Genomic DNA, 25575 nt, shown 5'->3' on the forward strand with positions numbered 1-25575 from the left:
CTGTAGGCATAAAAAAACCGCCTGGCGGCGGTGATGGTTTTTGTTGCGGGTAAATCAGGGCTCCTCAGTCCTGCGTCTGAATTTGACCTCGATTGCCAGGTCGACGACGTAAGTCATCTCCTCGCGGTTGAAGCCGTAGCGCGTGCCCGTTTCGGTCAGTTCCAGGATGTGGTGGACGCCGCCAAGGTTGTGATCGGCGAACAGCGCCTGGCGCAGCGCGCCCATGTGCGGCTCAAGCCGCGAATAGACCTGGCCGGGGATTGCATCGACAACCGTCGTCAGACGCAGTTGGGTCCGGTCATTGCGCACGGCCAGCCCCTTCTTGTCTTCCGGCTGGTGGTCATCGAGATGGATAACCGTCATCGGCTCGGCCACGTCCTCCGGCTCCAGCACCAGCACGCCAAGCGCAACCCGACCTGGAAGCGCGGGCTCCAGCCGCTGGTAAACCGCGCGGGCAATGTCGAAATCTTTCACAGCCTGGCCTCCATCATTTTGAGCAGCACTCCACGCGCGCCGTCGAGCGCCGCCTCTTTCGCTTCATCCCCAACTTCATCCACCGCGCGCGACAAGTAGGGATGCGGGTCCATTTTGCTGGTCCCTTGTTCAATAAACCGACCGTAGTAGGCGGTCACCAAATCCGTCTTTCGTCCCCTGCTGGCCTTGGCCGCCAGCTTGGCGCGGCTCAACTCGCCGGCGCGGTTGCGCTTGGCTCTGGTGGCCACGGTGACAAAGCCGGTCAGCGGAGCATCGGTTTTGCGGACGTTGGTCCATGCGATGATCTGCGACCGCAGGAAGCCACTGTCCCGCGGCGCCAGCTGCTTGGCGCGCCGCATGATGATGCGGACGCCGGCAAGCAGCGGCCGGCTGAGTTCGCGGCGTTCTTCCACCGCGCCGGCCAGCCCTTCCAGTTGCGCAAAGATCCGCGACCGAGCGTCATCGGCTTTGAGGCTGACGTCCATCGTCGAGCTCCAGAATCAGTTCCATGTCGCGGCGCCGGCCGTCTCGGTCAATCGGCGGCGCTTTGACGGTGTAGGTTCTGGTCACGCCGTCTTTGACGTGGACCAGGCGCATGCCGGCCTCGATGCCTGGCCGCCAGCGCAGGAAGGCCCGGGCGTCGATCTGGTGCAACGTGACATCGCCGATCCGGTCGCGGCCGGTGATGTCCGCCACGTTGGCCCGGGTCTTGCAGACCCGCTCCCATCCGCTGACGTTCTCGCCGTGGTCGTTTTTGCGCTTTACCTCGCGCTGGATCTGGACCAGATGCCGCAGGCGGCCGGCTCTCATAGCGCCACCACTTGCATTGCGTAAGGCGTCAGCATCTCGTTAACGAACGATTTCGGCAGGTCTGTCACGATGGTCCCGGTAATGAACTGCTCGCGGTACTCGTAGAACGTGCCTACCCGGTACAGCAGCCACTGCTGAATGTCCTCCGGGACACGGTCGCCAGCACTGCCAAAGCCGGCCGTGTAGGTGATCTGGATCGCATCCGGAACAGCATCGATCTTCGGCCACGCCGCGCGCGGCCGGATGAACAGGTGCGGCCCGTCTTCCAGTGCGACGAAGTCGCGCCACTCCACCGCCTGGCCGGCCTGGCGCAGCATGATGGATTGCACCGACTTGGCATTCGCGGTCTGCAGCAGCAACGAAGGGATCAGCGGCCACTGGCCGAAGGTCTCTCGGTAGCCCGCCGTCAGCAACGGTCCCTTGAGCTTCCCCTCGCATGCGCGCACCGCTGCCCGCTCCATCTGGATTAGCAGGTCGTCGTCATCGGTCATGTCGAGATCGATGTTGCACTGCTGTTTGATTTGTCCCAGCGTCAACACCGCCGCCGCGCTGCGCTGGGTCACCACGGCGGCCATGATCAGCTGGCCTCGCCGGTGGCACCGCGGCGGCCGGTGCTGCCTTGCCGCTTGTTAGCGTCGCCGCCTTCGTCCGCCTTGTCGGCTTGATACGGCCCAACGACCCCGGCCTCGGCCAGTTTTTCCAGCCGCTCCTTGTCCGACTCGTCGAAGCCGGCGACATCGCCGGGGGTGTAGATGCCGTGAGGCTTCAAAAATTTGACTACGAGTTTTTCCATCTCGATCTCCAGCTTGAGTTGTTCGCGGCCGGAAGCCCGGCCGCTACTGCCTTACTTGCCCCACTTCACCCCGGTGCCGATGGCGATCGACTCGCGGTGGCGCGGGCCGAAATCGTGTTTGGCGATCACGCGGATCAGGGTCTGATCGCGCTGGAAGGCGCTGATGACGTTGCCGTCGCCGTCCTTGTAGGTCGCCTCCTTGGAGAAGTCGATCATCAAGGCCTGGTCCTCGCCGATGAAGCAATCGGCGAAGTCGGCAAAATACAGCTCCGACTCGTCGCCGCCGGCGCCCAGGTTGTTGGGTATTTGCGTGGTCAGGCCGACCGGGTAGCCTTTCAGCTGCTTCTGGCCCAGCTCCAGATAAACCTTGTTGCCCTTCATGTCGCGCAGGCCTTCCAAGAAACGGAAGGTGCGCGGCGACATCACCCAGCCCGGCTGCACCATATTGGCGTCGACGCCTTCCAGCGCCAGGATCAGCGTATTGAGGAACAACTCGATGGCCTGCAGCGCCGCGGCGTCGATGGCGGCAATCGCCGGCGCCGGGAACACATTGCCCGGCAGCACCCAGTTGCGCAGGCCTTTGGGCAGGTTGCCACTGCCGTCATCGCGCAGGAACGCCTTGTCCTCGCGAGCGCCGACGGCCGAGGTCAGATCGTCCACAACGACGCGGTCCACGTTGGGGCTGATGCCCGAGTTGGCCAGCAGGTCGTTGCTGATCGGCACCAGCGCGGCCATCTTCTTGGACGACAGCTTCAGGTCGTCGAACTGAGCGCCGGTGACCGGGGCATCAGTATCGGTGCCGATGTAGCCGACCTGCGCGCCGCCCTTCAGCCGCGGGATGGTCAAGTTGCCGTTGTTGAGCGGCAGCGAGCGGGCTCCCAGGCGGCGAACCACGGTTTTCGGGCGCAGCAACTCGATCACTTCGCTCGCCAGGTTGGTCGGCACCAGCACGCCGCCTGCCGAGGGGGTGGCGGTATTCAGGGCGGCGGCCACTTCGGCGCCGTAGCCGCGCTTGTCGGCGATGTCGGCAGCGGCTTGGTAGTTGCCTTGCGCCTCGATCAGGGCCATGGCCAGGTGAGCTACACCGGCACCGGCGACCTTCGGGCCGGCGGGCTGGGCAAACGGCTTGCTCTCCGGCGGCGCGCCTTGAGCGTTCAGGCTCTCCACCTGAACGGCAGCTGCCGCCTGCATCTGCTCGGCAGCTTCCAGCCGTTGCAGCTGCGCGCCGAGTTGGTTGAACTCGGCGTGCATGGCATTGATCTGCTCGATCTGCTCGGCGCTCATCACCTCGCCGGCAGTCTCCAGGGCGGCCATCTCGGCCACCTTGGCGGACAGTTCGGCACGGCGGCGCTTCAGTTCTACGATCTTCGACATTCGGTTTTCTCCAGACGAAAAAAAACCGCCTCTCGGCGGTAGAAATAAAAAAAGCTCCTTTCGGAGCTGGGTTGTCGTCGCCGTGCGGCGGCGCGTTGGATCAGAGTTTCAGGTTCAGGCTCATGGCCATGGATGCGGCAATGGCCTGAGTGCTGCCGCGTGCTTTCGGCACACGGGCACGCTTGGCGGCGACGCCGGCGGCGATGCGGTTCACTGCCTGCTGCTGGCTTTCCAAAGTGTGGGCCAGTCCGGCCTCGATGGCCTTGCCGCCGTAAAACAGCCCGGCCTCGGTGCCTTTCACGTCAGCCACCTTCATGCCGAGGTTCCTCGCGACGGTGTCGCAGAACATTTCGTAGTAGTGGTCCAGCATGCTGTCGGCGGCGGCCATGGCCTCCTCGCTCAGCGGCCCGGTCTGCGACATATCGTCTTTGCGCGCGCCGCGGTAGAGGGTCGTAACCTTCACCCCCTCGTTTTCCAGCTTCTGGCTGAAATCGGCGTGCTTCATGATCACGCCGATGGAGCCAACGCCGGACGTCTTCGACAGCACGATGTCGCTGCAGGCGCTGGCGATGGCGTAGCCGGCACTGAACGCGCTGTAGTGAACCAGCGCCGTAATCGGTTTGATGTCGCGACCGGCGCGGATGTCGTCCACGAACTCGAAGCAGCCGGACACCGCGCCGCCGGGCGTGGCCAGGTCCACAACGATGTGCTCAATGCTCGGGTCGTTGAGTCCGGCATTCATCTGGCTGCGCAGGCCTTCATAGCTAGCCTGGTTCGAGCACAGCCCTACATCGTTGGTCCGCGGCACCAAGATGCCGGCGACCGGCAGCACCAGCACGCCGCTGCCGCGCGCGGCCTCCATGCGCCGGTCCTCGGCGGACACTGCTTGCACTTCGCCGTGGTCGCCGTCGTCCTTCCAAGCAGTCATCGGCAAACCGATGTTGACCTGCTGCAGGTTGACGCCCATGCGCTGGCCGGCCCAGGCCACCGCTTCATGCAGCATGTCCGGCAGCACCATGTGCGGCGTGTTGAACAGCTGGTGCAGGAAAAGATGCTTTCTCATTGGGTCTCCAGAATCTTGTGAATGGCGTCGATGGCGTCGGCCGAAGCCCCCGCCCCTTTCGGCAACCCCGCGCCGGCGTGAACCATGTTCAGCGGCTGCAGGTAGATTTCGCCGCCCGGGATCGGCGGCAAGTTTTCCAGCCGGCGGATGTCGTTGACCGAAAGCCAGCCCCATTGCCGCCCCACCGCATACGCGGCATAGCGGGTCTGCGTGTCGCCGCGCAGCAGGCCGCCCACGTTGAACTCGATGTAGTACTCGTCGCGCTCTTCCGGCAGCAGCAGGTCGCGCATCATGGCCTGCTCATGCCGGCGCAGCCACGGCATCAGGCAGTAGACGACGAACTCAATCGCCTGGTGCTCGATGTTGTTGTTGGTAGCCCGGTCCAGCAGCCCGACTTTGTGCGGCGGCATCTTGTAGATCTGGGCGATCTCCAGCGCCGACAGCTTGCGGCTGTCGATCAGCTGCGCATCCTCGTTGGTCATCGACAGCGGCCGGAAAGACATGCCGTCTTGCAGTACCGCCACCTTCATCGCGTTGCTGGTGCCGGCGTACTCCGCCCGCCAGCTATCTTTAATGTCCTGAACCCGGTCTTTCTTCAACGGCTCCAACGTGGTTTGCCCCACCACCGCCGGCCGCTCCAACACGCCGGCCAGGTGGGTGCCGTTGGCAAAAACCTGGCTGGCGTGGTCTTGCGTTGCAAGGGCCAGCCCGATGGTGTCGCAGTGCAGTTGCACCGGGCTCACGCCGGTATAGCCATTGAGGGTGAACCAGCGGACATGGTGGATCATCCGCATCGGCATCGCCGGGTTGCTGCCGATCCGGAAGTACGGGAGCAAGTCCTCACCTTTCAGGACCGTGACTTTGGGATGGTCCAGCGGAATCAGCGCCACCGGGTAGCCTGCCGCATCACGCTCGATAAAGCTGTAGGCGGCACCACGCAGCCCAGCCGAAATCTGCTGTTGCTCACGGTATTCAAACGAGGTCTGCCACTGGTTAGGCGCATGATGAATCAGCGAGTAAACCGGGTGCTCCGTAGCCCGAACTCGGTTTTCTCCATCGCGCCGGTACAGCTCGCAGGGAAGCTGGGCAACAGATTCGGCGATCTGCGTCACGCACGCCTGCAGCGTAGTCAGCGCCAGCGCCTTTTCAGGCGAAACCCGAACGCCCGCGGCGCTGCGCGCCCCGGCGCCCATCAGGCTGGATATCCAGCCGCGCTCCGGGTTGGCCGCATCCTGAACGCCAAACTGCTGTGAGGAGAACATTAGCCAGTCCTCCGAGCCGCCGCCCGTGCCGTCATGAACGACCACACCAGGGCGAAGCCGCCGCCGACAATCCAGCCGGCAGCGGAATGAAGAAGGGCCGCTCCGGTCGTAACCGCAGCGGCCCCCGCCAGGCCCACCAGCATGGTGAGCTTGTCCGTGTTGCTCATATATAAACCTCGTCCTCGTAGGCGGACTTGAAACCGCTGTCCGGCTGCTCCGGATTCATCGCGCGCGTCATGCCGATGATCAGCGCCACGGCGCCGTCGATCTTGTTCTGCGCGCTCTGCTTGTCCGGGAACAGGTTGTCGTTTTTGTCCGCCCGTGCGGTGACGTTGGACATCATCCAGGCCAGCACCGGGTCGCCGTTGTGATGCATCCGCCCTGAGCGCAGCGCCGCCTCAATCTCGCGCATGGCCGGCGTCAGGTACATGGCCTTCATCGGCACGTCCACCACGGTGGCGCCGCCAGCGGTCAGTTGCTGGGCGATCCAGGCCGCGCCGAACTTGTCTTGGCAGAACTCACGCACTTGGAACCGCGTCGGGATGCCCTCAAGATCCTGCAGGATCATGGCGAAGTCGTTCTCCGTCCCATCGTGCTGTTCGATCCAGCCGGCGTTTCGCCACCGCACATAGGCGGCCCGGTTCGGGTTGTCCTCCGCCTCCAGCGTCGCCTCGGGCAGATAGTGGTGAGCGAACACGTAATAGTGGGTTCGCCCGGTTTCCGCGTGCTTACGAGCAAAGATTTTGACCCGCGTTGCAAAGTCCAGCTTGCTGGCTAGGTCATACGCGGCCACGCACTCTTCACCGAGGAAGTCCTTCTCCCTCAACGTCTCGTCGCCAGCGGCGTGCCACTCCGCCATGTTGATCCAGGCCGATTTCGCCGAGCACCAGATGTTCAGGTGCTTCGTCTTGAAACGAACCTGCATGCTGGCGTTCTGCGCAGCCTGCCTCTGCTGGCTGAGCATGAAATCCGGATCAACGGATATTCCCCAGTTCGGGTTTGCCTTGATCAGCGTTCCCGGCGCATAAGGGTCGTCATCATCGTCGGCGCTGAACATGATGCAGAACAGTTCGTTGTTCTCCACCAGCCCCTGCAGCACCTTCTCCGCTTCGATCCTCTTTTCGTAACACGGCCCGGCCAGGTTGAAGCCTGAGGTCGTGATGATGAAGGCCAGCGGCTGCTCGCGTGCCCCCATGCCGGAAATCATTGTGTCGTACAGATCAGACGAGTCGTGCTCGTGGTATTCGTCGATCAGCGCGCAGGATGGCGACGCACCGTCGCCCGGCTTCCCAATCACAGGCTCGAATCGGCTGCCATCCTCGGGGATGGCCATGGCCTTCGCGTAGACCTCCGCGCCGGAGGCGTCTAGCAGATCCTGTGTCCTCTCCAGCATCTGCTTGGCCGGTCGGAAAACCTCCCAAGCCTGCTTTTCGCTGGATGCGCCCGAATACACCTCGGCGCCAAACTCCCCATCCGCAACAAAGCAGTACAGGCCGACGCCGGCCGCCAACACCGACTTGCCGTTCTTCCGTGGGATCTCGTTGTACGCCTCGCGGAAGCGTCGGAGCCCAGTCTTCTTGTGGACCCAGCCGAAGACGTTGACGAAGATGAAGCACTGCCAGGCGCCGAGCTTGATAGTCTCGGCCGACCGCGCCCACTTGCCCTTTGTGTGCGGAAGCTCTTCGACGAAGCAGCAGGAGCGCTCGGCCTCCGCCTTGTCCAGCTTGTACGGGAAGCCTTTGGTTTTTGCGCGGTCTAGGTCATCAATGAAGCGCTGAGCGGAAAGCCGCGTCCACTTCCCTGCCGGGAAGCGGCCTGCCACCACATCACGCGCCCACCTGGTAGCCGCGGTGACGTGGGGGTATGCCATCGTTTCATGACGCTTTCTTTTTCAGCAGCCCGGTAAACCGGTTGGTTGTCTTCGTGGCCGCGCCGGCCGTTCCGAGCCTGCTTCGGCTGGATGGGTCCAGGCCAAGCATGGCGCCGAAGGCGGCCAGCTGCCGGCTGGTCTCGTTGATGACGGTGCAGGCCGGGTTCTTCTTCGGCCCGAACGGCGTGTCAACAATCACGCCCTTCTTGCTGACGCTATCCTCGGCTTCCCGCCAGCGCGCATAGGCCTGGCAGAACACTTCGAGGTTGTGCAGGTCGACATCGGTCAACACCTTGGTGCCGGACAGCAGCGGCGCCAGCTCTTCCCACTTCTCAACGGCCAGCGGCGAAAGCCAGTCCGGCGGCGGCGCGGCCGGCACGGATGAATACTCCGGCTCCGCCTTGTTCAGCGCGCGCTTACCCGGGTTGCCGGTGACGATCTTGAGATGGGTCGGCTTCGGCTTCCGTCCTCCCCCTGGCGCTCGGGCCATCGCACCCCCAAATTTTTTATTTCGCGGGAAAAAAAATCGAGGGAAGCACGCGGTTCCGGCTGGCCGAATCCCGCGAAGGATTTACCCCCCCCTACCCCCTGGCATGGTTCAAGCGCGAACAGTTCGCACCGCAGCAGACTCAAGCGTCCGTCTTCCACCAGCGATCAACGCCATCGGTGCATTGATACCGTTCGACCTTGGCCTTGTAGGGGATGTACACGTTGCCGGCGATCATCGCCTGCTGCTGGTATCCAATCTCACCCGTCGGGCGGCATGCGGGGGACTCGCCGCAGCCTGCCAGCAGGGCCAGAACAATCGCCACGATCAACCGCATCAGCGTCTCCCATTCCCGAATCCACCATCCTCGCGGGCGGTCTTCTCCGAGTGGCAACGCCAGCACAGCGCCTGCCAGTTGGCTTTATCCCAGAACAGCGCCTGGTCGCCGCCATGCGGCTTGATGTGGTCCACGCACGCTGATGGCTCCAACCGGCCAGCGCGCTTACAGGTCACGCACCATGGGTTCTTGCGGCGGTAGCCGATTGACGCCTTGATCCACGCGTTCGAATAGCCGCGCTCGGTACGGGTGCCGCGCCGTGCGTCCGCCTCGGCGGCCAGCTTGCGCTCGCTCTCGGCATGCGTTGGGCAGTAGCGCGCCGGCGGCGTCACCAGGGCGCCGCAACCGGGCCGGCCACAGAGCCGCTTGGGCGAGCCCGCCATCAGAACCTGACGCCCTGGCGGACATGCTCCCGCGACAACTCGACCAACTCGCGCTGGCGCAGCCCCAGGTATTCGAACACGATGGAATGCAGCTTGATTTCGGCGACGCGCGCGGCCTGGCCGGAAGGCATCAGGACATGTTGACCGTGGGCCAACCCCAGGGCGTCATGAACAACCCGCGTTTGCCGCATGTGCATACCGCCTCCGGAAATAAAAAGGGCCCGACAGAGTTAACTGTCGGGCCAGGTCGTCTTTGTTGTGCGTAGCTTCGCCACCACGTCGTCAATATAGCGAATCCCCGTGGATATTGGAACCGGGCGTCGCTTTCGGCATATATGCCAGAAATAGCATCGCACAGAATAAGCTATATGAAGCCACCACTTAACTTCCTTTGCTCTATCACCTCCAAACAAAAGTCCGGCAAAACAATTTCTTCTTGCACTTCAATTTTTTCAACACTGGCGTTAAAGTACCTAAAGTGTTTTTTGATTGCATTTACATGCCCAGCACTCAGCTTCAGTGTTGCATATATTTCCAATGCAATAACCAATGCCTTGTACCCCATAAATATTAATACTTCTTGCTCTTTTTTGTATGCATCTTCTATGTCTCCAACTGAATTATAGTACCCTATAATCCATTCACGATATTCCATAACCTCATCGCGAAATCTATTCAACCTAGCCGTCACATCAATTGACACCAACTCCCAGTTGGCGACTGATCCATAATCAAATTCAATCCAATTCGGTATATTTTTTAAGGCACTATAATCATGGATCACATGCATTTCATGAATGCTATCATCAATATCAAACACCCTTTTTTTTACATTTTTTGCAAACCTCTCAAGATCAAAAGCAATACCAAGCAGCACATGGTTTATTTGCTTCTCATCCTTTTCCCTATCTTTTTCGTGCTGCTTGCTCTGCATTTTGATATTTACAAAAGCATTGACAATCGCAGCAAGGAGAGTGCTCGAAAACAGCAAGCCTATCCATTTAAAATACTCAACATCTATAGCGCCCCAGATTCTAGATAAAAACTCAAAAACATCACTTAAAACCATCATGGGTATTGCCACCTATAAAATCACTGACACATAAATAATAAGCATTGGACTTTTTCCTTCCCGCACCATCTCGGTCTTTAATCTCCGAAGCTACACTCCCTCTTTTTCTTAGCTTAACCAAAGCTGACATTATTTCAGAAGCAGAAAATTCAAAACCAAGAGCCGCCTCTATTTCTCCCAAGAATAATGGCCTTGGTGTATCCAAGAGCAAATAGCAGATTTTTGCGGACAATCCATTGCCACGTGGTTTCTGCATTTTACGCTACATTCCTACATTGGTTTCGCCACGCTTGTCCAAATCGCACCGTGGCAGCCAGCAGCAGAGTGTCGAAGGCCCGGGCGCTCATCGCCAGCCGGCGCGCGATGTCCTCGTTCGCCAGATGCGGATAATGCACGTGGCGCGCGCGGAGCGCCGCCTTCTCGCCCTGATGCAACTGGTTCACCATCTGCTCCACCTGGTTGGCGATCAGCGGGCTATAGCGGACCTCGCAGCGGCGCCTCGCCGTCTCGGCATCCTCGGCGAACCGGTAGCGCTCCGGGTCGCTGGCGTAGCGCCCTTCAATCGAAAATGTGGTGCCGCGCCAGCTGCCGCTGTCGTTCAGCCACTTGCCCCACTGCGCCAATGCTGCTGCCGGTTCGATCATGGCCGCCTCACGCCGCGAACAGTGCGCCGGCGATCTCGCGCACGGTCACTTCCACGCCGGGCTTATCCGCGTAGCGTTTCCGCACGACGATGTCGCAGGCCTGGACGTCATCCACCCAGACCACGCCGTTGATGCCGTCGAAGATGGCCTTGATCACGTTGTCCGCGTCCGGCTTCTTCGTCGGGTACACCTGGCCCTGCAGCGCGGCCGTCTGCTTCTTCTTGCTCCAGCTGGTCGGCACCGGCAGGAACATGGAGATTTCAACGTCAGCGGGGCCGGCGATCAGCGGGTTGCCGTCCATTGCCTCCTGAGCCGCCAGGGCGATGAGGGATTCATAGTTCGCGGTCTTCTCCGGCGTGTACATCTGGGCGAACTTGCCGCCGCGGCTGCTCACCTTGGGGCGGCCTTTGCCCACCGGCGCGCCTGGCACAAAAAACGAAATGTTCATCACTGCCCTTTCTTGTTCGTGTTGGCGTAGTGCTCCTCGCACCGCGCCATGTGGTCCTGGGCCGGGCCGGCGCCAACCGAGAGCATGGCTCCCTCCGGCGTGAACGCCCGGTAGATCGGGTCGCCGCTGGCGCCGTGGCCATATTTCACGACGCTGTAGCCGCGCCACTCCCTCGTGTCGTCGGCAGCCTTCGTCCATTCGGTCACGCGGCTTCCTCCCCGTGGTCATTGGCGGCATGCATCATGTTCGACCCCTGCAGGTACTGGACCAACGCCGGCGGCACCTGCTTACCCGAATCCCGGATGGCCTCTGCGGCCATTCGCTTGCCGATCATTCCCCCGCGATAGACGCCCCTGCCGGCCTCCTCGGCGATCCTGAACGCCCAATCCAACTTACGGGCGCTGTCTGCCGGGAAGGCCATGCTGCGAGCCGCGCGCTTTACCTCGGCCATTTGGGCCACGGACTCTTCACGACTCATCCTCGGTCCGGTGAGCTGGTTCGGGTTGTACTCTGGCGCCGGCGGTTGAAACTCGCGGGTGCAGCAGGCCATCACGAACTCATCCGCGCTTGGCGGGTACTTGAAGCGGCAAGTCAGGCCATGCTGGATGTCCGCATTGTTCAATTTCCGGAGCTCGTAGGCCCAGACGTCCATGGCCTCCAGCAAGCCAGGGTCAACCATCTTCCCCGTGACGGCATCGAACACCTTCTCGTCATCGGTCCGGAACTTGTCCACGAAGCCGTTTCCAAAGCGACCGCGCAGAGTGCGGAAGACGAAGCGGATGGTTTGCGAATCAGCGGAACTCATTGGCGGCCTCCAGGTACGGGACTTCACGGTATTGGGAACCCACGCCAAGCGCGGCACAGTCAGCAGCACGGCTGGATTGCTTGGTCTGCATTCGGGACTCGGTCACCTTGTCCCGGTCGGCGTTGTACTGCTGCTGGTCCAGCATCCACTTGCGGAACTGGGCCTCCCAGGCTTTGAGGTCGGCACGGGTTTCGCTTTTCGCCTGGTAGTGAGCGACGAAGCGCTCAACCTCGGTCTCCAGGTTCAGGCCAAGGGATGGTGCCTTTGCCGCGTCCATCCTGGCCGGTTGAAAGTCGTCAGGGACAGGGATGCCTTCGCAGATGTCACGCGCGCCCTCACCCACCGAACGTAGTGAGGTGGGTTTATCTTTATCTGTATCTTTATCTAGCGTGACATTGCGTGACTCGTCGTGACATTGCCGTGACTTGGAAAGCTCTTTGGCCTCTTTTTCACGTTGCCGCTGCTCTCTCTTCCGCTCTGTTGCTGACTTTGCGCCGGTTTGCTCATCTCCGGAGTCCTCGCGTTTAGGTTGACGGCCATCCCATCCAGAGAGCTTTTTCCCGTCCAGTACGCGGCCCTGCATGGCGTCTTGAATGGCCAAAATTTCACCCTCTGTCACGTCGAGGGCACTGGATAAATCTTCCGCCGTGACTGTCACGTGACCTCGCGTGACATTGCGTGACGCATCCACTAGTAAGTGCAAATAGACAGCTTGCACCAGCGCAATAGGTTGCCCAGAAATGCGGCTAATCGTCCGCCACTTTGGATCGTTCGGCATGTCGTGCCAGAGCCTTAGCCATTGATTGCTCATACGCCACCCTGTAGCTTCTTCATTGAATGCATGACACAGAGTTGACCAATCAAAGCGCTAACGAACACCTCCTTTTCTCTGCTGATTAGGTACTGTTGCATCAACAGAGTGTGCGCACGTTCAGGCCAGTTTTTGATAACATTCGAAATCTCGATGTCATGCTGAATAATGTTTTCAAGACTGGAGTTGTTCATGGCTGTCCTTTTGCACGACTGTCCGCATTGCAATGGAAGTAAGGTTAGCTTTCCTATCACTGCTTCTCGGCAAAACCCCCGGTTTGGAGGATGCTGGAATGTGCTCGCAACTTGCCCAGCATGCTCTCAACCAATTTGTGCTGTCATTGATATGACCAACATGAATGATCCAATGGCCTATCAACTTAACTTGACAGGAGCAGATGCGCTCAATTTGGTTCGAAGTATTGCTATTTTTCCAAAACCTGAAGCAATCGAAATCCCTAAAAACCTGCCTGATAATGTTTCTCGAGCATTTATTGATTCGGCAAAAGCCCGCAAGTCTCGTCTGTTCTCTCCAGCATGTGCCAGCTATCGCAGGACAATGGAGTTGGCTTTGAAAGGCTTTGCCCCTGAGATTGAAGCGTGGAAGCTTGAAAAGCGTATTGATAAACTTGCTGCAGAGCACAGGATCACCCCAGCTCTTCAAGAGTGGGCTCACCAACTCCGCTTGGATGGCAATGAGGCTATTCACGGGGATGACGAGGCCGACGAAGAGCTCTGCACTCAAATGCATGAGTTGACACGGTTTTTGCTCATCTACCTGTATTCCTTGCCTGCCCAGGTAGAGCAAGCTAAGCCGGCAAAGATGGATTGATTTGCCCATAAGATTTCTCTACTTCTCATCCACCTTGGCGAACTCCAGCTCCCAGCCTGCCAACTGCCCGGCGATCTGGCGCATGGCCTGGCGCGCGTGCTTGATCTGCTCGCGGTCGTCGTGGTCCACCTTGCCGTCCGCGATGATCTCGGCGAGGTGTACGAACAGGTCGGCGGTGGTGCGCATCGTGGCGCCCAGCGTTGCCGCGTCGGCGGTGGTGTCGTTGGCCACCGCCAGCATGCCGTGGACCTTCAACAGGTCGGCCAGGCACCCGTCGCGGTACTTACCTTCCAGGGTAGCTATCCAGGCATCCAGGATCTCCAACGGGAGTTTCACGTTTCGCTTGAGCCAGCGATCAGTTACCAGCGCGTTCTTGCGTTTGATCGCGAAGAAGTCGTCCACCGTCCCATCGACCGGGATTTCCTCCAGCGGGCAGGCTCGCCGGCCTTCCGGCGTCATGGCCAGGTAGTTGTCGGTCAGCGCCTCGGCGAACTGGGCAATCGGCTGGCGCGTTTCTTCCATCTGCTGAAGAGCCCACGCAAGCAGTGTGTCGGTGGGAGATACAAAGTGAGACATTTGCATCGTGTTTCCTTTGGGCCTAATGACATAGCATTATCCCGTGATTGATGATCTCGACGCCCTGACCTTGGGAGTGTTGCAAGTCTGCAAACAGGAGCTACTTGCGCAGCTTGTTAAACCATTCCCCAGCCCGATGCGCTGACTATGTTTTCTGAGTGCCGCTCAATTTTGAGGGCCAGACGAAGCGATGGCGTCCGATGTTTGCCGGCAAGTTGATACATATAAGCAACTGATGTACCACACTTTTTTGCAAACTCTGATCGCTCTGTCTTGCTCAGTGTGCGGAGGTATTCATGCAGTTTCATGATTCAAAATGTAGCACAATGCTAAACATTGAACAACACAAGTTCAACAAGTCGCTTATTTCGCTACTTGCTAAACATTCCTACCATGTAGGGATGGAACTTGATGTCTTTGAAATTCGCCGGATCAACCTGGATTCGATACTTGCTGGACGAGGCAAGGCGGCAGCGATTGCTGCAAAAACAGGTACGGCCGCCTCTTACCTTTCTTCCGTGAAGAAGGGCGACCGGCGCCTGGGGGACGAGCTCGCGCGCAGAATTGAAGAAGCCGAGTCGTTGGAGAAGGGTTGGTTGGATCGCATGCATGGCGAGCTGAGGCACGCATATGGTTCGGAGGAGGTTCTGCCGACCGATAACTTAATCGTCGCAGATACCCTCCTTGAGGTGGCAAGACAAGTGAAGGCTCGGGGCCATGATGAAGTGCTGGAGCTGATCAAACTGCTGGCCGACAACGCAGACGAAAACAGCAACAAAAAAAGCGACTGAAGCCAGTCGCTTTTTCCACTCACCGCAGCTCTACCCTCTTCAAAATCTCCCGGGCCGCTGCCAGCATTCCCGCTACATCTCCCCCGTAGTTCATGATCTTTTTCCCATCTCTCCGTATTGCCAGATAGAAAAAACTCACCAGGTCGTCTGCCTCGCCTGTAGTTGAACATGGCCGGAACTGACGACACTGGCCGGCATGCACGCATTGTTCTTGTAGTCTACCCATTACCGCCTCGCGAAGTTGTTGTTGCTGTTGCGGGGAGTAGATTAAGTCGCCATGACAAATGTGTGTATTAGTAGTTAGGACAGTGCAGTTAAGTCGCGCTTAAAAAATCTGTCTACTTGTAGGCCAGCTTTCGCATCATCAGTCGCACAATATGCAAACCCTCGGTGTCCACCATCGGGCTGAGCATGTTCAACTCCGCGATGATTTCGTCCCTTTCTTCGTCCAACTCGCCATGAACAAGCCAATCCACAGTGACATTGAAGAACTGTGCGAGTAAGGACAGATGCCCGCTGTTCGGCACTGATGTTCGCATCCAGGCGGACACGGCCGGGACGGAAACTCCGCAGGCCGTTGCAATTTCTTTGGTCAGAACTCTGTCGCGTTTTTTGAGAGAGCGCACTCTGTCATGTATCGTCTGCACTGCATATCTACGTGATATTACGTAAGTACAGATTTGGCACGACTTATCGCCGGTATCAAGTTTTGTTTCTAGTTATGACAAAACAAGACTGAACAACTGCCCAGACGGACAGTTGTATGCGCGGATCATTCAGATTTTGACTTGATGTCGAGGATCAGTTGCCAAAGTTTCGCAATTTCTGCGTTACCTCGGTCAACGAGTTGGAGCGCTAGGTCTTCGATGGACTCGGCCGCGATGTAGGTGTTCTCTGGTGCCGGCACTGGAGTGCGTGAGCCCTTCCCTGTTTCCAGCCACTGCGGGCTCACGTTGAGGGCTTTGGCCAAAGGCAGTAAGTGTGTGGTGCCCTTGCTGTTGCCATTTTCCAGGGCAGATACAGTGCCCCGTGTGATGCCAGCCTTCCGGCTCAGCGTTTCTTGTGACCATCCGCGCGCGATGCGCACGTCTCTGATGCGATTGCCTCGTCCGTTCATCAGGGTATTGTCACGGACAGCGTCGTTGGTATGCTTTCAACCTTCGACAGCATGCTAACGACCATCCTACTAGACGGTCTTCATGCCCTACTCTCTAACTCATATTGCATTTTTCCCATTTGCCCCAATCTAGTGTCAGTACCACCCACCTTGATAAATGGAGCTTGATATGGCTATTAGAGACGGTGTATATGGGGTTCGCTTTACAAATGGAACAATTGATTTTGGATCAGGAACAATTACGCTGCGTAATGGGATGATAAATGGTGGTGATCATGGGTTTTTCTATCAAGGAACCTTGGAGTCACAGGCTTCATCAGGTGATGGAATATGTGTTGCCGGCAAACTTCATGTAAACCGTTGGAACGAGCAGATACCCTCCGTAGTTCCTGGGCAGACTAACTATATGCTTGAGGTTAACGGTTCGATTAACCCTGAAACACACACTATTGAATTGCAGGGAACAAGCTCTTCTGTACCAGGTACAGTTCTCAAAATCAAAGCCACGAAACTGGCTGATCTAGTCTAGCAAAGGGATCAAAACTGAACCCCGCAATGCGGGGTTTAACTTCACTCCAACCTTTTCGCGTGCTCCTCCCAGATACGTTTACATCGACCAGTCATTGACCAATTTTCGGGCAAAGGTGCAACGTGATGGCAGCATGCTGTGACGCGAAGCCATACTTAAAACAAAGAAAGCCCGAAAACGGGCTTTAAGTTTGGGTTAGATTATTATGACACTAGTCTGAGTTGACTGTACGTCCAAATCCAGCAAGATCTTGTCCCTTTGGAGCTATGACATCAGTCTCTTTTAGTGGCTTAGTAGCTTCGTTAATCGCTTTAGCCAACCTTTCTTTTTCCTTTAGGTTTGATCTAAATTCCCTTAGTTCTTCTAACCACGACTCATAAAGAAGGACGCAGAAGACTCCAGCGCCAATTACCAGTCCAAAAATTCCACAAAAAATAGGGTCAACTGAGCCACCCTGCTCTAATGAAAGAACTGGAATTAAACACAAGGCAGACAAGAGTACATTTATCCTGCTAACTGCCCATAAATTGCGCAGCTTTAATTTTACAATTTTATCTAGCCTAAGATGCTCTTCGTAGGTTAATGCAGGAATATCAGTAATATCTGACACTTTACTCATCAAGCCTAAGAGCACTGTCCACAAAAAGGCAAAAACACCAATGCCCCACTTTGCAATTCCCGCTACTTGCGACGGTTGAAATGTTGAACCAATATACAATCCGGCAAACCATCCAAGCAACATGCAAAGAAGCGCGCGAGATAATAGGCGCATCACCCCTCCCGTATCTATTACTACACAACAATATCGCCTGATTTAATTAGCGTCACCAATAGATTAGAAAGCTCAGCAAATACACTGTCAGGCGACAAGATACCATTCAACGATGTTACTTTAACCTTTGTTTTAAGCTTGAGTTCATGACCGTTGATTTCTCCGCCGTCATTTAATATGATCTTTGTATCGGCATCTTCATAATTTCTAAGCACCATTGCTAATTGATCTAGCAAATTCTGAGCTTTTGGACCAATGACTCTATTGTACTTAATACGCAACGTCAGGTCTATATTTTCGTCCAAAGCATCTTTAAAATCCGGAAGCTTTGGCATCGCAGATTTTAGCGCATCAAAAACATCAACCCCTAATCCCCCTAAACCATATTCAACAGAGGACTCCTGTTTATTGCGTTCAACTGTATTTCCATCAGAGTCTTTTTCTACAACCAGCTGCCCATTCATTTCAAAGCTTTTAACGTGAATTTTTTCAATACGCTCTTTGATTTTTGCATTTACTGCATCAGTCAAATTAAAATTCACTCCTTTGCCATCAGGAGAAGCCTCCTTCAGCAGCCAGTAAAGGTATCTTTCAAAATCACCAGATCTCAATGCTTTTGACTGAATAATCGCCACAGCATTTCCCTGTATGGCAAAATAGAGCAACCCCTCAAGAAACTCTCTACGCTTTCCATTTTTTTCTGGCGGAACAAAACTGTCTACATCATAGACCTCGACTGTTTCATCCTCTGACAATGCAAGAGCATTAGCATTTTTTTCATACGAAAGCATAATGCCACAAAGCGCGCCACCTGATGTGGCAAAATTATTTATCAGCCTAAACTGAGTTTCTTCTGAATTTGTACACTCTTTTCTTTGATGTGCTTTTGGAAACCTTACCAGTGCGCGGCTAAGCAATTCACGGAGATTTTCATTCGCTCCAGAATTCGAGGAAATTTTTGCTTTCTTACAGTAAACATTTTTGGACACTCTACTTTGAGAATTTGCCACACCCTACTCCTCTCGCATGCTTAGACCAACCATGCATGCATATTTTAAATTTTCAATATAACTTATACCAACTGAATGATTTCAGTATTACTAAGCGCTGATATCAATATATTCCTCACATCACAAAACAACGTATCTCCATGTCTTTAGCCCCATCCTAATGGCAGATATCTTGGCAGACTCCTTGTTTCCCCATATCGGTGCTGCGCTCAGGTCGAGGGTGTCGGACAGCGTGTAGCCGGCCTCCGGACTGTCTCGTTGGTACACATACCACTTCACCTTTTCGCCAGTCGTGGCGAGAACATAGCTTTTCATATCACTCAAACTCTTTGCAGTTGTTGTCCTTCATGCCGTTTTGGACGTAGCGCTCCTGCCACTTGAGGTCTCGGTCCTTGGCGCCGTTGTAACCCTGGCTGCGCTCCTCGGCGTTGTCATCGCGCCAGCCCTTATAGAACTTGCATTTGCGCTGGTGATCCTTCTTGTCGGCATCCTCTATCGCGTTGCGGTACTCGTTCCTCGCCTGCTGCCGTAGACGGTCGTTCTCTTTCCGCGCCTCGCGGTTCTGCCGCAACCGCTCCTGCCGCTGGATGTCGCGGCTGTCGTATTCCATGTAGCCGCTGTCCAGCGTGTGGTGCCGCACCGATCCGCTGCAGGCCACGTCCGAGTAAGTCACCTTCCCGTCCGCTCCCACGCATTTGAAGATCGCGTGCGCCGGCGCCGCGGCGACCAGGCCCAAGGCAGCCACAACAAGGGCTTGCTTGCATTTGCTCAATGGCATGGCCTTCTCCTTCATGAATTGACGATTGCATTTTATGACGTTTGCCCATGGAAAACGTTAAGCACACAGTTGCACTTTCCCAACAATATTTTGCTTCGTGCTAAATTTTGTTTTGCATAATGTTTAGCACACTGCTAAATTTCACTCACCAGCCCAGACCACCGGGCAGCCAGCAGGCCATGAGCCTGTCCTACACCGACACCGGAAAGCCTAAGCGGTTGCGAAGAGCGAAGCGCAGGTGAACAGCAAGGGTCGGTTCAGCGGATGAAGCGTGATAGCGCGGACGCGGGGATCAGATAAGGACGGATGATGTCGAGCCGCCGTCCTCGTGGTCGCCACTGGGCGCGGCGCTGATTGGTGGAAGATCTTTGATGGCCGCTTCTCGGAGAGGCCGGTAGTAAGTATGGATACGGTTTCCATCTCTTCGGGGATGCGACATAGTGATATGTCATTCTCTTGAAGAGGTGGAAATCATGTCGTTGCGGGATGAGTACATCAAGGCAGGGATCATTAAACCTGCAGGAGTGGTTGCTGAACCAGTGGCCAGCCGGCCAAGAGATGTTGTTGGTTCGGTTTTGCCAAGTGACAGACCTGCAAGCCTCAAGGAAACAAAAAAGTCTTCGTCATTGGTCAAGAAGAGTAATAAGCGCGATCTATCTTTGCTGATTCACCCAAAGCAAAAACCTTTGTTTTGTCCTCTGTGCGGTGAAAAAGTAGCTGGGGGAAAATTGCTGGAGCACAAAAACCTTGTCCATGGTGAAAGACTGCACTCGCCTCCGCCTAAGCGAACAGCACCACTTCATATCGAGAAAGCATCTTTCGTCCGAGGCGGAGCGCCTGGACTGAAGAAAAGGTAGTCAACCCACAGCCCGCTGAGCGGGTTTTTTTACGACCATCGGCAGGCATACCAAAGCACCTCTGCCCTTAGCTTGGGTGCTTTGGTGTGCCACGGCACACAGGCGAGAGCGGCCTGCACAAGAACGGCTTCCGGGGCCAGCGTGGCCCCTCTTCTTTCCTCCTATTGAAAGGCAAGCAATGAGTTTCGAAATCAACGACAAGGTCAAATTCACCGTCAAGACCCGCTCCGGCTCGGGCGTCATCACCGACATCACCGAAGGCGCGCGCGGCGCGTTCTACGAAGTCACCGACGCCGACGGCAAGAAGACCAAGGTGCGCGCCGGCCAGCTGACCAAGGCCTAAGAATGGTTGCCGGCGATGGCCGGCACCAACACGCAGAACGGTTGCCCCGCAGCCGTTCCTCATGTTGGTTTTCAACCCCGTTGCCCAGCCTCCGCGCTGGGCTTTTTTATTCCCGAGGAGGTTGTATGCATGCACTGAAAGTTGACCTGGCGCCGCGCGTGGTCGCCAGCAACACCGAACTGCCGGCGGCGCGCATGGGCGCCTACGTGATCGACCTGCAGCAACCCCGCACCCGCATCCGCCGGACTCAGGACGTTGTCCATCGCGACCTGGACGCGGCCCTGGCCACCGCCGCGCGGCTTAACCCCGGCTTCCTGATTTCTGGCTGGCGGCCGGCGGCAGGCCGGCAATGATCCGCGCCGCAGCACTCTTTACCTACCGCATGGCCGCCCTCTTCGCGGCCATTGTCCTTCTCTCTATGGTGATCCCCAAATGAAACTCGAACACATCGCCGGCGACCCGGCGCTGATCCAGGCCGCCGGCCTGATCGCGGCATTCGCCGAACGCATCAACGGGCATTTTGAAGGCATGCAGCCCCGCCCCGCTGCGACCATCCGCCACGCCGGCGGCGGCCTGCTGCTGGACATCACCGCGCCGTGGGAGGGTGGCGGCACGATGTCGCGCTCTATCAGCAAGCTGGACTGGGAGGAAGCCGACATCCTGGGCGAGCTGCTGCGCGTGGCATTGAGCCGCAGCATGGAACGCGCCATCGCGCGCCGGCACGAGCTGGCCCGGGCTTGGGCCGGTGCCGCGGCGCGCAGTATGTCGGCGCCGGCCGAGGCTTCGCAGCGTGAGGACGACGGCAGCGCGCCGGCGAACTGGCAACGGGCTGAGGACGCGGCGTGATGGAACTGACAAAGAGCACCCCGCGCGAAATCGCACAGGCCTTACGCAAGGAAGGGATGCACTGCAATTGCGACTTGGATAACTGGGTTCCGGAGCAATCGACAGGACATTCTCCCGTTTGCCGCATCCACAAGACCGCCTGGTCCATCCATCGCGGCGACTTAGTGAAAACGGTCGGAGTGATGACGCACACTAAAGAGCCGTGGCCGCCTTTCATTGATCTTTGCGAGCCGGCCACACCACACCCTGACAGCGAGCCAATCGTCAGACTGTCACTTGAGGACTACTACCGGGCGAAGATCTGCGTCAATGCCTTGGCCGGCTGGGACACTGCCACGCTGGAACCCTATGCACAGGGTGGTGCGCCGGGCAATCCAAACCTCGGCCAGAAGGTCTCCGAGCTGATTATCGCACGCGAGCAGCGCGATGAACTTCAGGCCCATCTCGCAAAGGCAAACGATGCTTTGGCAGTGACGGCTGAGCAGCGAGATCAGGCTTGGTCCGAGCTGCGTGCGATCCGCGAGGTGATTGGCGCCAATCCGGAAGAGTCCACCCTCGACGAGGTGGCCAGTAAGCTGACCTACAACGACGAGGCCGTCAGCAAGCTGATCTCTCAGAGCGACAGTCTGCTCGCAGCGCTTGAGCTTATGGTGGAGCGCGTCGCCGAGCCTCCAGATGCTAACTGCTCTTGCCACCTATCGCCGCCCTGCAACGACTGCGTTGACTACGGTGGCGAACGGGAGGCCTTCGAGACGGCGAAGGCCGTAATTTCAGAGGCTCGAAACGCCAAATGATCAGCCACAACACCCAACTGCGCGACTACCTGATCACCGCCCGGCAGGCTCGGTCCAACGAACTGGTGCCGAAGGTCCGCAGCGCGCCTGATTCGCCCGAACTGCGCCGCCGGCGCGACGACGCTTGGGAACGCCGCATCGCCCGCGAGCTCGCCGGCAACGACCCGATAACCGACAAGGCCGCTTAGGCGGCCTTTTTTACGCCCATTGGGCGAGGAGGCAGAGCATTGACCGCAATATCTCGCGATGAATGGCTTGCGCTGCGCAACACCGGAATCGGCGGCAGCGACGCCGGGACGGTGCTGGGCGTGAACCCCTACATGACTCCCCTGCAGCTGTACTTGGAGAAGCGCAACGAGCTGGAGCCGGACGACATAGGCGCCAAAGAGGCAGTCCATTTCGGCAATGTGCTGGAAGACGTGGTGGCGCAAGAGTACAGCCGCCGCACGGGCCGGAAGGTGGAGCGCTGCAACACCATGCTGCGCCATCCCAAGCATGATTTCATGCTGGGTAATCTCGACCGCCTGGTATGGGAAGGCGACAAGCGTCCGCAGCACCGCGGCGAGATCCGCACACGCCATCTGCTGGAATGCAAGACCGCGCTCGGCCGCTTCATCGACAAGTCGGCCTGGGGGCCGGATGGCTCCGACGAGGTGCCGATCACCTACATGGCGCAATGCCAGCATTACCTGGCAGTGACCGACGCCGAGCAGATCGATTTGGCTGTCCTGTTGTCCGGGCCTGAGTTCCGCATCTACCCAATCCGGCGGGATGACGAGTTGATAGCCGCGATGATTGAGCAAGAGGCGGAGTTCTGGGAGCAGGTGAAAAGCGGCAGCGCCCCGGCAATGGACTATGACCACGCCTCTACGCCCGACTTGCTGGCCAAACTCTACCCCGGCACCGACGGCAGCGAGATCGTTCTGCCCGACGGCGCGCTGCACTGGCAGCAGGTCATGGCCGAAGCCAAAGAGCAGGCCAAGCACTATGAGGGAGTGGCCACCGGCGCCAAGAACCACCTCCTTCACCTCATGGGCAACGCCGCGATTGGCAAGCTTTCTGACGGGTCGCAGTTCACCCGCAAGGCCATCTCCCGCGGCTCTTACACCGTTGACGGCGTTACCTACATGGATTTCCGCTACAAGAAGGCCAAGGAGCAGGCAGCATGAGCGCCCTGATTGAACACGAAAGCATTGCCGAAGTGCCGGCATTCCACGGTCGCCAGACTTCCACCTCTGCGCTGGTGCTGGACGATGGCAGCATCGACCGCATGATGCGGGTTGCCGAGATCATGGCCAGCGGTCGGTCAACCATCCCTGAGCACCTGCAGAACAACCCAGGCGATTGCATGGCGGTGGTTATGCAGGCGATGCAGTGGAAGATGAACCCCTTCGCGGTAGGGCAGAAGACCCACATTGTGAATGGCGCGCTGGGCTACGAGGCGCAACTGATCAATGCGGTCCTGCAGGCCACCGGCGCAATCAAGGGGCGGTTTCACTACGAATACCGTGGCGAGGGCAATCACCTGGAATGTCGGGTGGCCGCTATTCCCGCCGGCGAAACAGATCTAGTCTGGAATGAGTGGCTGAAGAGCAGCGAAGTCACCGTTAAGAATTCCCCTCTCTGGAAGACGAACCCGAAGCAGCAGATGGGTTATTTGCAGGTCAAGAACTGGGCGCGGGCAACGACGCCTGGTGCAATTCTGGGCGTCTACACCACCGATGAGTTGGCAGAGCGCCAAGCAGAGCGCGACATCACGCCTCGCGCCGATAGTGCGCCGGCCGCTGCCGCGCCGGCTACGCGAACGGCTCAGCTCAAGCAACGGCTTGCGGCGAAGCCTGCGCCGGCAGCCTTGCCCTCTCCGAGCCTGGATGACGTGCTGCTTGCCATCAGTACCGCCGGCGGCCGGGCGCAAATGCAGGCCGCGAAGGAACTGGCCGGCCAGTTGGGCGAGCAGGACTACGCCGTCGCCGCGCAGCGCTACCAGCAACGGGTCGATGAATTGCGCGCCCAGGCGGCGCCGGCCACCAGTAGCACCAGCGGCTTTGATCTCGATGGGTTCAAGAACAAGCTGGCCAGCTGCAATGATCTCGACACCCTCGACGTGATGGCGGCTGACGCAAGCAGCCTTGCAGATGGCGTACAGCTGGACGAAGTAAGCCGGCTCTATGCGGCGCGGCGCGCCGAGCTGGGAGCCTGACCATGGCGCTCCCTTCTCTCAGCTGCCCCATTCACCAACTCTACACCGCCGACCAGTTCCGCCAGCTGCTGGCCAGCGCGGTGACCAACGCCGCCGGCCGGCCGTGGGACGAACAGTTCATCAGCGACCTGGCGCAGCGCTACCAGCAGCACGGCCAGGAAATGCTGATCAGCATTCTCCAACGGCACCAGCTGACGCGCATCGCCGGCGCTTAGGAGACAAGCCATGTCATTGGCCTTTTACAAAAACCTCTCGCTCTTCCACGTCCTGGGCGGCCGCTCCATCGTCCGCCTGGACATCGAGGAGAGCCTGGGCTTCCTGAAGTTCGCGCCGCCCAGCTCGCTGCAACTCACCAGCACCGGCTTTGTGAATCCGCTCACGTTGCAGCCTGATGACGAGCTGACCTATGCGGCCAACCAGTGCGTGTTCTTCGCCTTGCGCACTGACGAGAAGCAGATTCCCAAGCAGGCGCTGGAACAGCTGGTCGCCGCCAAGGTGGCCGAGGTCGAAGAGAAGGAGCAGTGCAAGGTCGGGAAGAAGTGGCGCCGCGAGTTGCGGGATCAAGTCATTGAGTCCGTCCTGCCGGCGGCCCTGCCCAAGCAGGCGCTGTTGCGCGGGTACTTCGACCTCCGCCAGCGGCTGCTGGTGGTGGACTCCGCCAGCGCCAGCAAGCTGGACGAACTGACCGGGGCTCTGACCAAAAACCTGTTCTTAAACTCCGGCAACGGCATCAGCTTCCTGGGCCTGGACGTCGCACAGAACGCGGCGGACGAGATGACGCAATGGGTCAAAGAGGGCGAAGCGCCTTTCGACAGCTTCACCATCGACGACCAGGGCGAGATCATCAAGACCGGCGACGACGCCGGCGCGATCCGCATCGCCCACCTCGACATGGTGGAGCCGGACATCATCAACCTGCTCTGCCCTGGCCGCGTCGTGAACAAACTGGGCCTGACCTGGGACAGCCGCATTTCCTTCGTCATCAGCGCGAGTTTCCAGTTCAGCAAGCTGGCCTGGGGCGAGGCGGTGCAATTGCGCATTGCCGAACAGGGCGCCGAAACCGTCGAGGATCATCGCGACGCCAGCATGACCATCATGACCGGCGACGTCCGCGAGTTGGTCTATCGCACCGGCGAATGCTTCGGCGGCATCAAGGTGCCTGACGAAGATGAGAAGAACCCGCGGCAGATCGAGCAAGAGCCCGTGACCGGTGACGGCAGTGACGCGCTGGCCAGTGAGGCCCTGCGCATCGTCACAATGACCGGCAAGGCCAGCATCAGCCACCTGCAACGCAACCTGCAGATCGGGTACAACCGGGCCGCGCGGCTGCTGGAGCATCTGGAATCCACCGGTGCGGTCAGCCCGATGGACGCCAAAGGCAACCGTGATGTCCTGATTGCAACCGAAAGGGCCGCCGCGTGACCCGCCGCTTGCGCAACTCCCTGCGCCCCGTCCTGATGCTGTTCCGGGACGGGGTAGTTTTTGGCGCGGGCGCCGT

The 25575-nt window shown here is 58.3% G+C and carries 40 protein-coding genes; 13 read left to right on the top strand and 27 right to left on the bottom strand.

Translation table 11 applies throughout. From position 1 onward, the window contains the following. Positions 1-54 precede the first annotated feature (54 nt). The 21 genes from QUG03_RS17420 to QUG03_RS17520 form a co-directional block, all read right to left on the bottom strand. On the bottom strand, positions 55-474 hold the full coding sequence (locus QUG03_RS17420; protein WP_500820513.1) for a hypothetical protein: 420 nt from the start codon (positions 472-474) through the stop codon (positions 55-57). After that, positions 471-959 carry an HK97-gp10 family putative phage morphogenesis protein gene (locus QUG03_RS17425; RefSeq protein ID WP_500820514.1) on the bottom strand — a complete coding sequence of 163 codons (489 nt, stop codon included), beginning with the start codon at positions 957-959 and terminating at the stop codon, positions 471-473. The genes QUG03_RS17420 and QUG03_RS17425 overlap by 4 nt, the downstream gene beginning before the upstream one ends. Next, positions 934-1284, bottom strand: coding sequence for a head-tail adaptor protein (locus QUG03_RS17430; protein ID WP_500820515.1), 351 nt, complete (start codon positions 1282-1284; stop codon positions 934-936). The genes QUG03_RS17425 and QUG03_RS17430 overlap by 26 nt, the downstream gene beginning before the upstream one ends. After that, the gene (locus tag QUG03_RS17435; RefSeq protein WP_500820516.1) at positions 1281-1859 is read right to left on the bottom strand and encodes a head-tail connector protein; all 579 of its coding nucleotides are present in this window, start codon (positions 1857-1859) and stop codon (positions 1281-1283) included. The genes QUG03_RS17430 and QUG03_RS17435 overlap by 4 nt, the downstream gene beginning before the upstream one ends. A 2-nt stretch (positions 1860-1861) precedes the next feature. Continuing rightward, positions 1862-2077, bottom strand: a complete 216-nt coding sequence (locus QUG03_RS17440; RefSeq protein WP_500820517.1) for a hypothetical protein — start codon at positions 2075-2077, stop codon at positions 1862-1864. Positions 2078-2128: 51 nt separating this feature from the next. Further along, entirely contained in the window at positions 2129-3451 is a 1323-nt protein-coding gene (locus QUG03_RS17445) for a phage major capsid protein (protein ID WP_500820518.1), read from the bottom strand. Positions 3452-3551: 100 nt separating this feature from the next. After that, a complete protein-coding gene (locus QUG03_RS17450; protein WP_500820519.1) occupies positions 3552-4514 on the bottom strand; it encodes a S49 family peptidase in 963 nt (320 codons plus the stop codon). Beyond that, positions 4511-5776: a phage portal protein gene (locus tag QUG03_RS17455; RefSeq protein ID WP_500820520.1), complete on the bottom strand. Its 1266-nt coding sequence runs from the start codon at positions 5774-5776 to the stop codon at positions 4511-4513. The genes QUG03_RS17450 and QUG03_RS17455 overlap by 4 nt, the downstream gene beginning before the upstream one ends. After that, positions 5776-5943, bottom strand: a complete 168-nt coding sequence (locus tag QUG03_RS17460) for a hypothetical protein (RefSeq protein ID WP_500820521.1) — start codon at positions 5941-5943, stop codon at positions 5776-5778. Before QUG03_RS17460 ends, QUG03_RS17455 begins: the two co-directional genes overlap by 1 nt. Continuing rightward, entirely contained in the window at positions 5940-7646 is a 1707-nt protein-coding gene (locus QUG03_RS17465) for a terminase large subunit (RefSeq protein ID WP_500820522.1), read from the bottom strand. The genes QUG03_RS17460 and QUG03_RS17465 overlap by 4 nt, the downstream gene beginning before the upstream one ends. Positions 7647-7650: 4 nt before the next feature. After that, positions 7651-8136 (bottom strand): phage terminase small subunit P27 family, encoded by a 486-nt coding sequence (locus QUG03_RS17470; protein WP_500820523.1) that lies wholly within the window; start codon positions 8134-8136, stop codon positions 7651-7653. Between the two features lie 139 nt (positions 8137-8275). Then, positions 8276-8470: a hypothetical protein gene (locus QUG03_RS17475; protein ID WP_500820524.1), complete on the bottom strand. Its 195-nt coding sequence runs from the start codon at positions 8468-8470 to the stop codon at positions 8276-8278. Continuing rightward, entirely contained in the window at positions 8470-8853 is a 384-nt protein-coding gene (locus tag QUG03_RS17480; protein ID WP_500820525.1) for an HNH endonuclease signature motif containing protein, read from the bottom strand. The genes QUG03_RS17475 and QUG03_RS17480 overlap by 1 nt, the downstream gene beginning before the upstream one ends. Then, entirely contained in the window at positions 8853-9050 is a 198-nt protein-coding gene (locus QUG03_RS17485) for a hypothetical protein (protein WP_500820526.1), read from the bottom strand. Before QUG03_RS17485 ends, QUG03_RS17480 begins: the two co-directional genes overlap by 1 nt. A gap of 167 nt (positions 9051-9217) precedes the next feature. Next, positions 9218-9925: a hypothetical protein gene (locus QUG03_RS17490; protein WP_500820527.1), complete on the bottom strand. Its 708-nt coding sequence runs from the start codon at positions 9923-9925 to the stop codon at positions 9218-9220. After that, complete coding sequence (locus QUG03_RS17495; protein ID WP_500820528.1) at positions 9909-10181, bottom strand: hypothetical protein; 273 nt, start codon at positions 10179-10181, stop codon at positions 9909-9911. Before QUG03_RS17495 ends, QUG03_RS17490 begins: the two co-directional genes overlap by 17 nt. A gap of 1 nt (position 10182) precedes the next feature. Then, positions 10183-10569 carry a hypothetical protein gene (locus tag QUG03_RS17500; protein ID WP_500820529.1) on the bottom strand — a complete coding sequence of 129 codons (387 nt, stop codon included), beginning with the start codon at positions 10567-10569 and terminating at the stop codon, positions 10183-10185. Between the two features lie 7 nt (positions 10570-10576). Then, a complete protein-coding gene (locus QUG03_RS17505; RefSeq protein WP_500820530.1) occupies positions 10577-11017 on the bottom strand; it encodes a RusA family crossover junction endodeoxyribonuclease in 441 nt (146 codons plus the stop codon). Then, positions 11017-11223: a hypothetical protein gene (locus QUG03_RS17510; RefSeq protein WP_500820531.1), complete on the bottom strand. Its 207-nt coding sequence runs from the start codon at positions 11221-11223 to the stop codon at positions 11017-11019. The genes QUG03_RS17505 and QUG03_RS17510 overlap by 1 nt, the downstream gene beginning before the upstream one ends. Next, entirely contained in the window at positions 11220-11822 is a 603-nt protein-coding gene (locus QUG03_RS17515; protein ID WP_500820532.1) for a hypothetical protein, read from the bottom strand. Before QUG03_RS17515 ends, QUG03_RS17510 begins: the two co-directional genes overlap by 4 nt. After that, positions 11809-12633 carry a hypothetical protein gene (locus tag QUG03_RS17520; RefSeq protein ID WP_500820533.1) on the bottom strand — a complete coding sequence of 275 codons (825 nt, stop codon included), beginning with the start codon at positions 12631-12633 and terminating at the stop codon, positions 11809-11811. The genes QUG03_RS17515 and QUG03_RS17520 overlap by 14 nt, the downstream gene beginning before the upstream one ends. A gap of 192 nt (positions 12634-12825) precedes the next feature. Here QUG03_RS17520 and QUG03_RS17525 point away from each other — a divergent pair, with 192 nt between their 5' ends. Continuing rightward, positions 12826-13464, top strand: a complete 639-nt coding sequence (locus tag QUG03_RS17525; protein ID WP_500820534.1) for a DUF4145 domain-containing protein — start codon at positions 12826-12828, stop codon at positions 13462-13464. 18 nt (positions 13465-13482) lie between these two features. Here the strand turns inward: QUG03_RS17525 and QUG03_RS17530 are convergent, their stop codons facing one another. After that, positions 13483-14046, bottom strand: coding sequence for a DUF8585 domain-containing protein (locus QUG03_RS17530; RefSeq protein ID WP_500820535.1), 564 nt, complete (start codon positions 14044-14046; stop codon positions 13483-13485). A gap of 290 nt (positions 14047-14336) precedes the next feature. Between QUG03_RS17530 and QUG03_RS17535 the strand changes: the two genes are divergently transcribed. Next, complete coding sequence (locus tag QUG03_RS17535; protein ID WP_500820536.1) at positions 14337-14831, top strand: hypothetical protein; 495 nt, start codon at positions 14337-14339, stop codon at positions 14829-14831. A gap of 338 nt (positions 14832-15169) precedes the next feature. Here QUG03_RS17535 and QUG03_RS17540 read toward each other — a convergent pair whose 3' ends face one another. Together QUG03_RS17540 and QUG03_RS17545 are read right to left on the bottom strand one after the other, a co-directional pair. After that, positions 15170-15478 carry a helix-turn-helix domain-containing protein gene (locus QUG03_RS17540; protein WP_500820537.1) on the bottom strand — a complete coding sequence of 103 codons (309 nt, stop codon included), beginning with the start codon at positions 15476-15478 and terminating at the stop codon, positions 15170-15172. Between the two features lie 125 nt (positions 15479-15603). Continuing rightward, positions 15604-15948, bottom strand: coding sequence for a helix-turn-helix domain-containing protein (locus QUG03_RS17545; RefSeq protein ID WP_500820538.1), 345 nt, complete (start codon positions 15946-15948; stop codon positions 15604-15606). 169 nt (positions 15949-16117) lie between these two features. Here QUG03_RS17545 and QUG03_RS17550 point away from each other — a divergent pair, with 169 nt between their 5' ends. Further along, a complete protein-coding gene (locus tag QUG03_RS17550) occupies positions 16118-16477 on the top strand; it encodes a GrlR family regulatory protein (RefSeq protein ID WP_500820539.1) in 360 nt (119 codons plus the stop codon). Between the two features lie 211 nt (positions 16478-16688). On the opposite strand, the gene QUG03_RS17555 is transcribed toward QUG03_RS17550, so the two are convergent. From QUG03_RS17555 to QUG03_RS17565, 3 genes are all read right to left on the bottom strand, one after another. After that, on the bottom strand, positions 16689-17249 hold the full coding sequence (locus QUG03_RS17555) for a hypothetical protein (RefSeq protein WP_500820540.1): 561 nt from the start codon (positions 17247-17249) through the stop codon (positions 16689-16691). A 20-nt stretch (positions 17250-17269) separates the two neighbouring features. Then, positions 17270-18259: a hypothetical protein gene (locus QUG03_RS17560; protein WP_500820541.1), complete on the bottom strand. Its 990-nt coding sequence runs from the start codon at positions 18257-18259 to the stop codon at positions 17270-17272. A gap of 316 nt (positions 18260-18575) precedes the next feature. Beyond that, complete coding sequence (locus QUG03_RS17565; protein ID WP_500820542.1) at positions 18576-19037, bottom strand: DUF4124 domain-containing protein; 462 nt, start codon at positions 19035-19037, stop codon at positions 18576-18578. A gap of 473 nt (positions 19038-19510) precedes the next feature. Between QUG03_RS17565 and QUG03_RS17570 the strand changes: the two genes are divergently transcribed. The 10 genes from QUG03_RS17570 to rdgC all read left to right on the top strand — a co-directional run bounded on the left by QUG03_RS17570 (position 19511) and on the right by rdgC (position 25499). Beyond that, positions 19511-19894 (top strand): hypothetical protein, encoded by a 384-nt coding sequence (locus tag QUG03_RS17570; RefSeq protein WP_500820543.1) that lies wholly within the window; start codon positions 19511-19513, stop codon positions 19892-19894. A 178-nt stretch (positions 19895-20072) separates the two neighbouring features. Then, entirely contained in the window at positions 20073-20237 is a 165-nt protein-coding gene (locus tag QUG03_RS17575; RefSeq protein WP_500820544.1) for a hypothetical protein, read from the top strand. A gap of 125 nt (positions 20238-20362) precedes the next feature. Then, on the top strand, positions 20363-20590 hold the full coding sequence (locus QUG03_RS17580; protein ID WP_500820545.1) for a hypothetical protein: 228 nt from the start codon (positions 20363-20365) through the stop codon (positions 20588-20590). 79 nt (positions 20591-20669) lie between these two features. Further along, entirely contained in the window at positions 20670-21083 is a 414-nt protein-coding gene (locus QUG03_RS17585; RefSeq protein ID WP_500820546.1) for a hypothetical protein, read from the top strand. Continuing rightward, positions 21083-21877: a hypothetical protein gene (locus QUG03_RS17590; protein WP_500820547.1), complete on the top strand. Its 795-nt coding sequence runs from the start codon at positions 21083-21085 to the stop codon at positions 21875-21877. Before QUG03_RS17585 ends, QUG03_RS17590 begins: the two co-directional genes overlap by 1 nt. Beyond that, the gene (locus QUG03_RS17595) at positions 21874-22065 is read left to right on the top strand and encodes a hypothetical protein (RefSeq protein WP_019103069.1); all 192 of its coding nucleotides are present in this window, start codon (positions 21874-21876) and stop codon (positions 22063-22065) included. Before QUG03_RS17590 ends, QUG03_RS17595 begins: the two co-directional genes overlap by 4 nt. Before the next feature lie 39 nt (positions 22066-22104). After that, positions 22105-23046, top strand: coding sequence for a YqaJ viral recombinase family nuclease (locus QUG03_RS17600; RefSeq protein WP_500820548.1), 942 nt, complete (start codon positions 22105-22107; stop codon positions 23044-23046). Next, entirely contained in the window at positions 23043-24077 is a 1035-nt protein-coding gene (locus QUG03_RS17605) for a recombinase RecT (RefSeq protein ID WP_500820549.1), read from the top strand. Before QUG03_RS17600 ends, QUG03_RS17605 begins: the two co-directional genes overlap by 4 nt. A 2-nt stretch (positions 24078-24079) precedes the next feature. After that, complete coding sequence (locus QUG03_RS17610; protein ID WP_500820550.1) at positions 24080-24292, top strand: hypothetical protein; 213 nt, start codon at positions 24080-24082, stop codon at positions 24290-24292. A gap of 10 nt (positions 24293-24302) precedes the next feature. Beyond that, entirely contained in the window at positions 24303-25499 is a 1197-nt protein-coding gene (gene rdgC / locus QUG03_RS17615; RefSeq protein ID WP_500820551.1) for a recombination-associated protein RdgC, read from the top strand. Positions 25500-25575 lie beyond the last annotated feature (76 nt).

It is taken from the genome of Chromobacterium sp. CCUG 30098 (genome assembly GCF_059916605.1).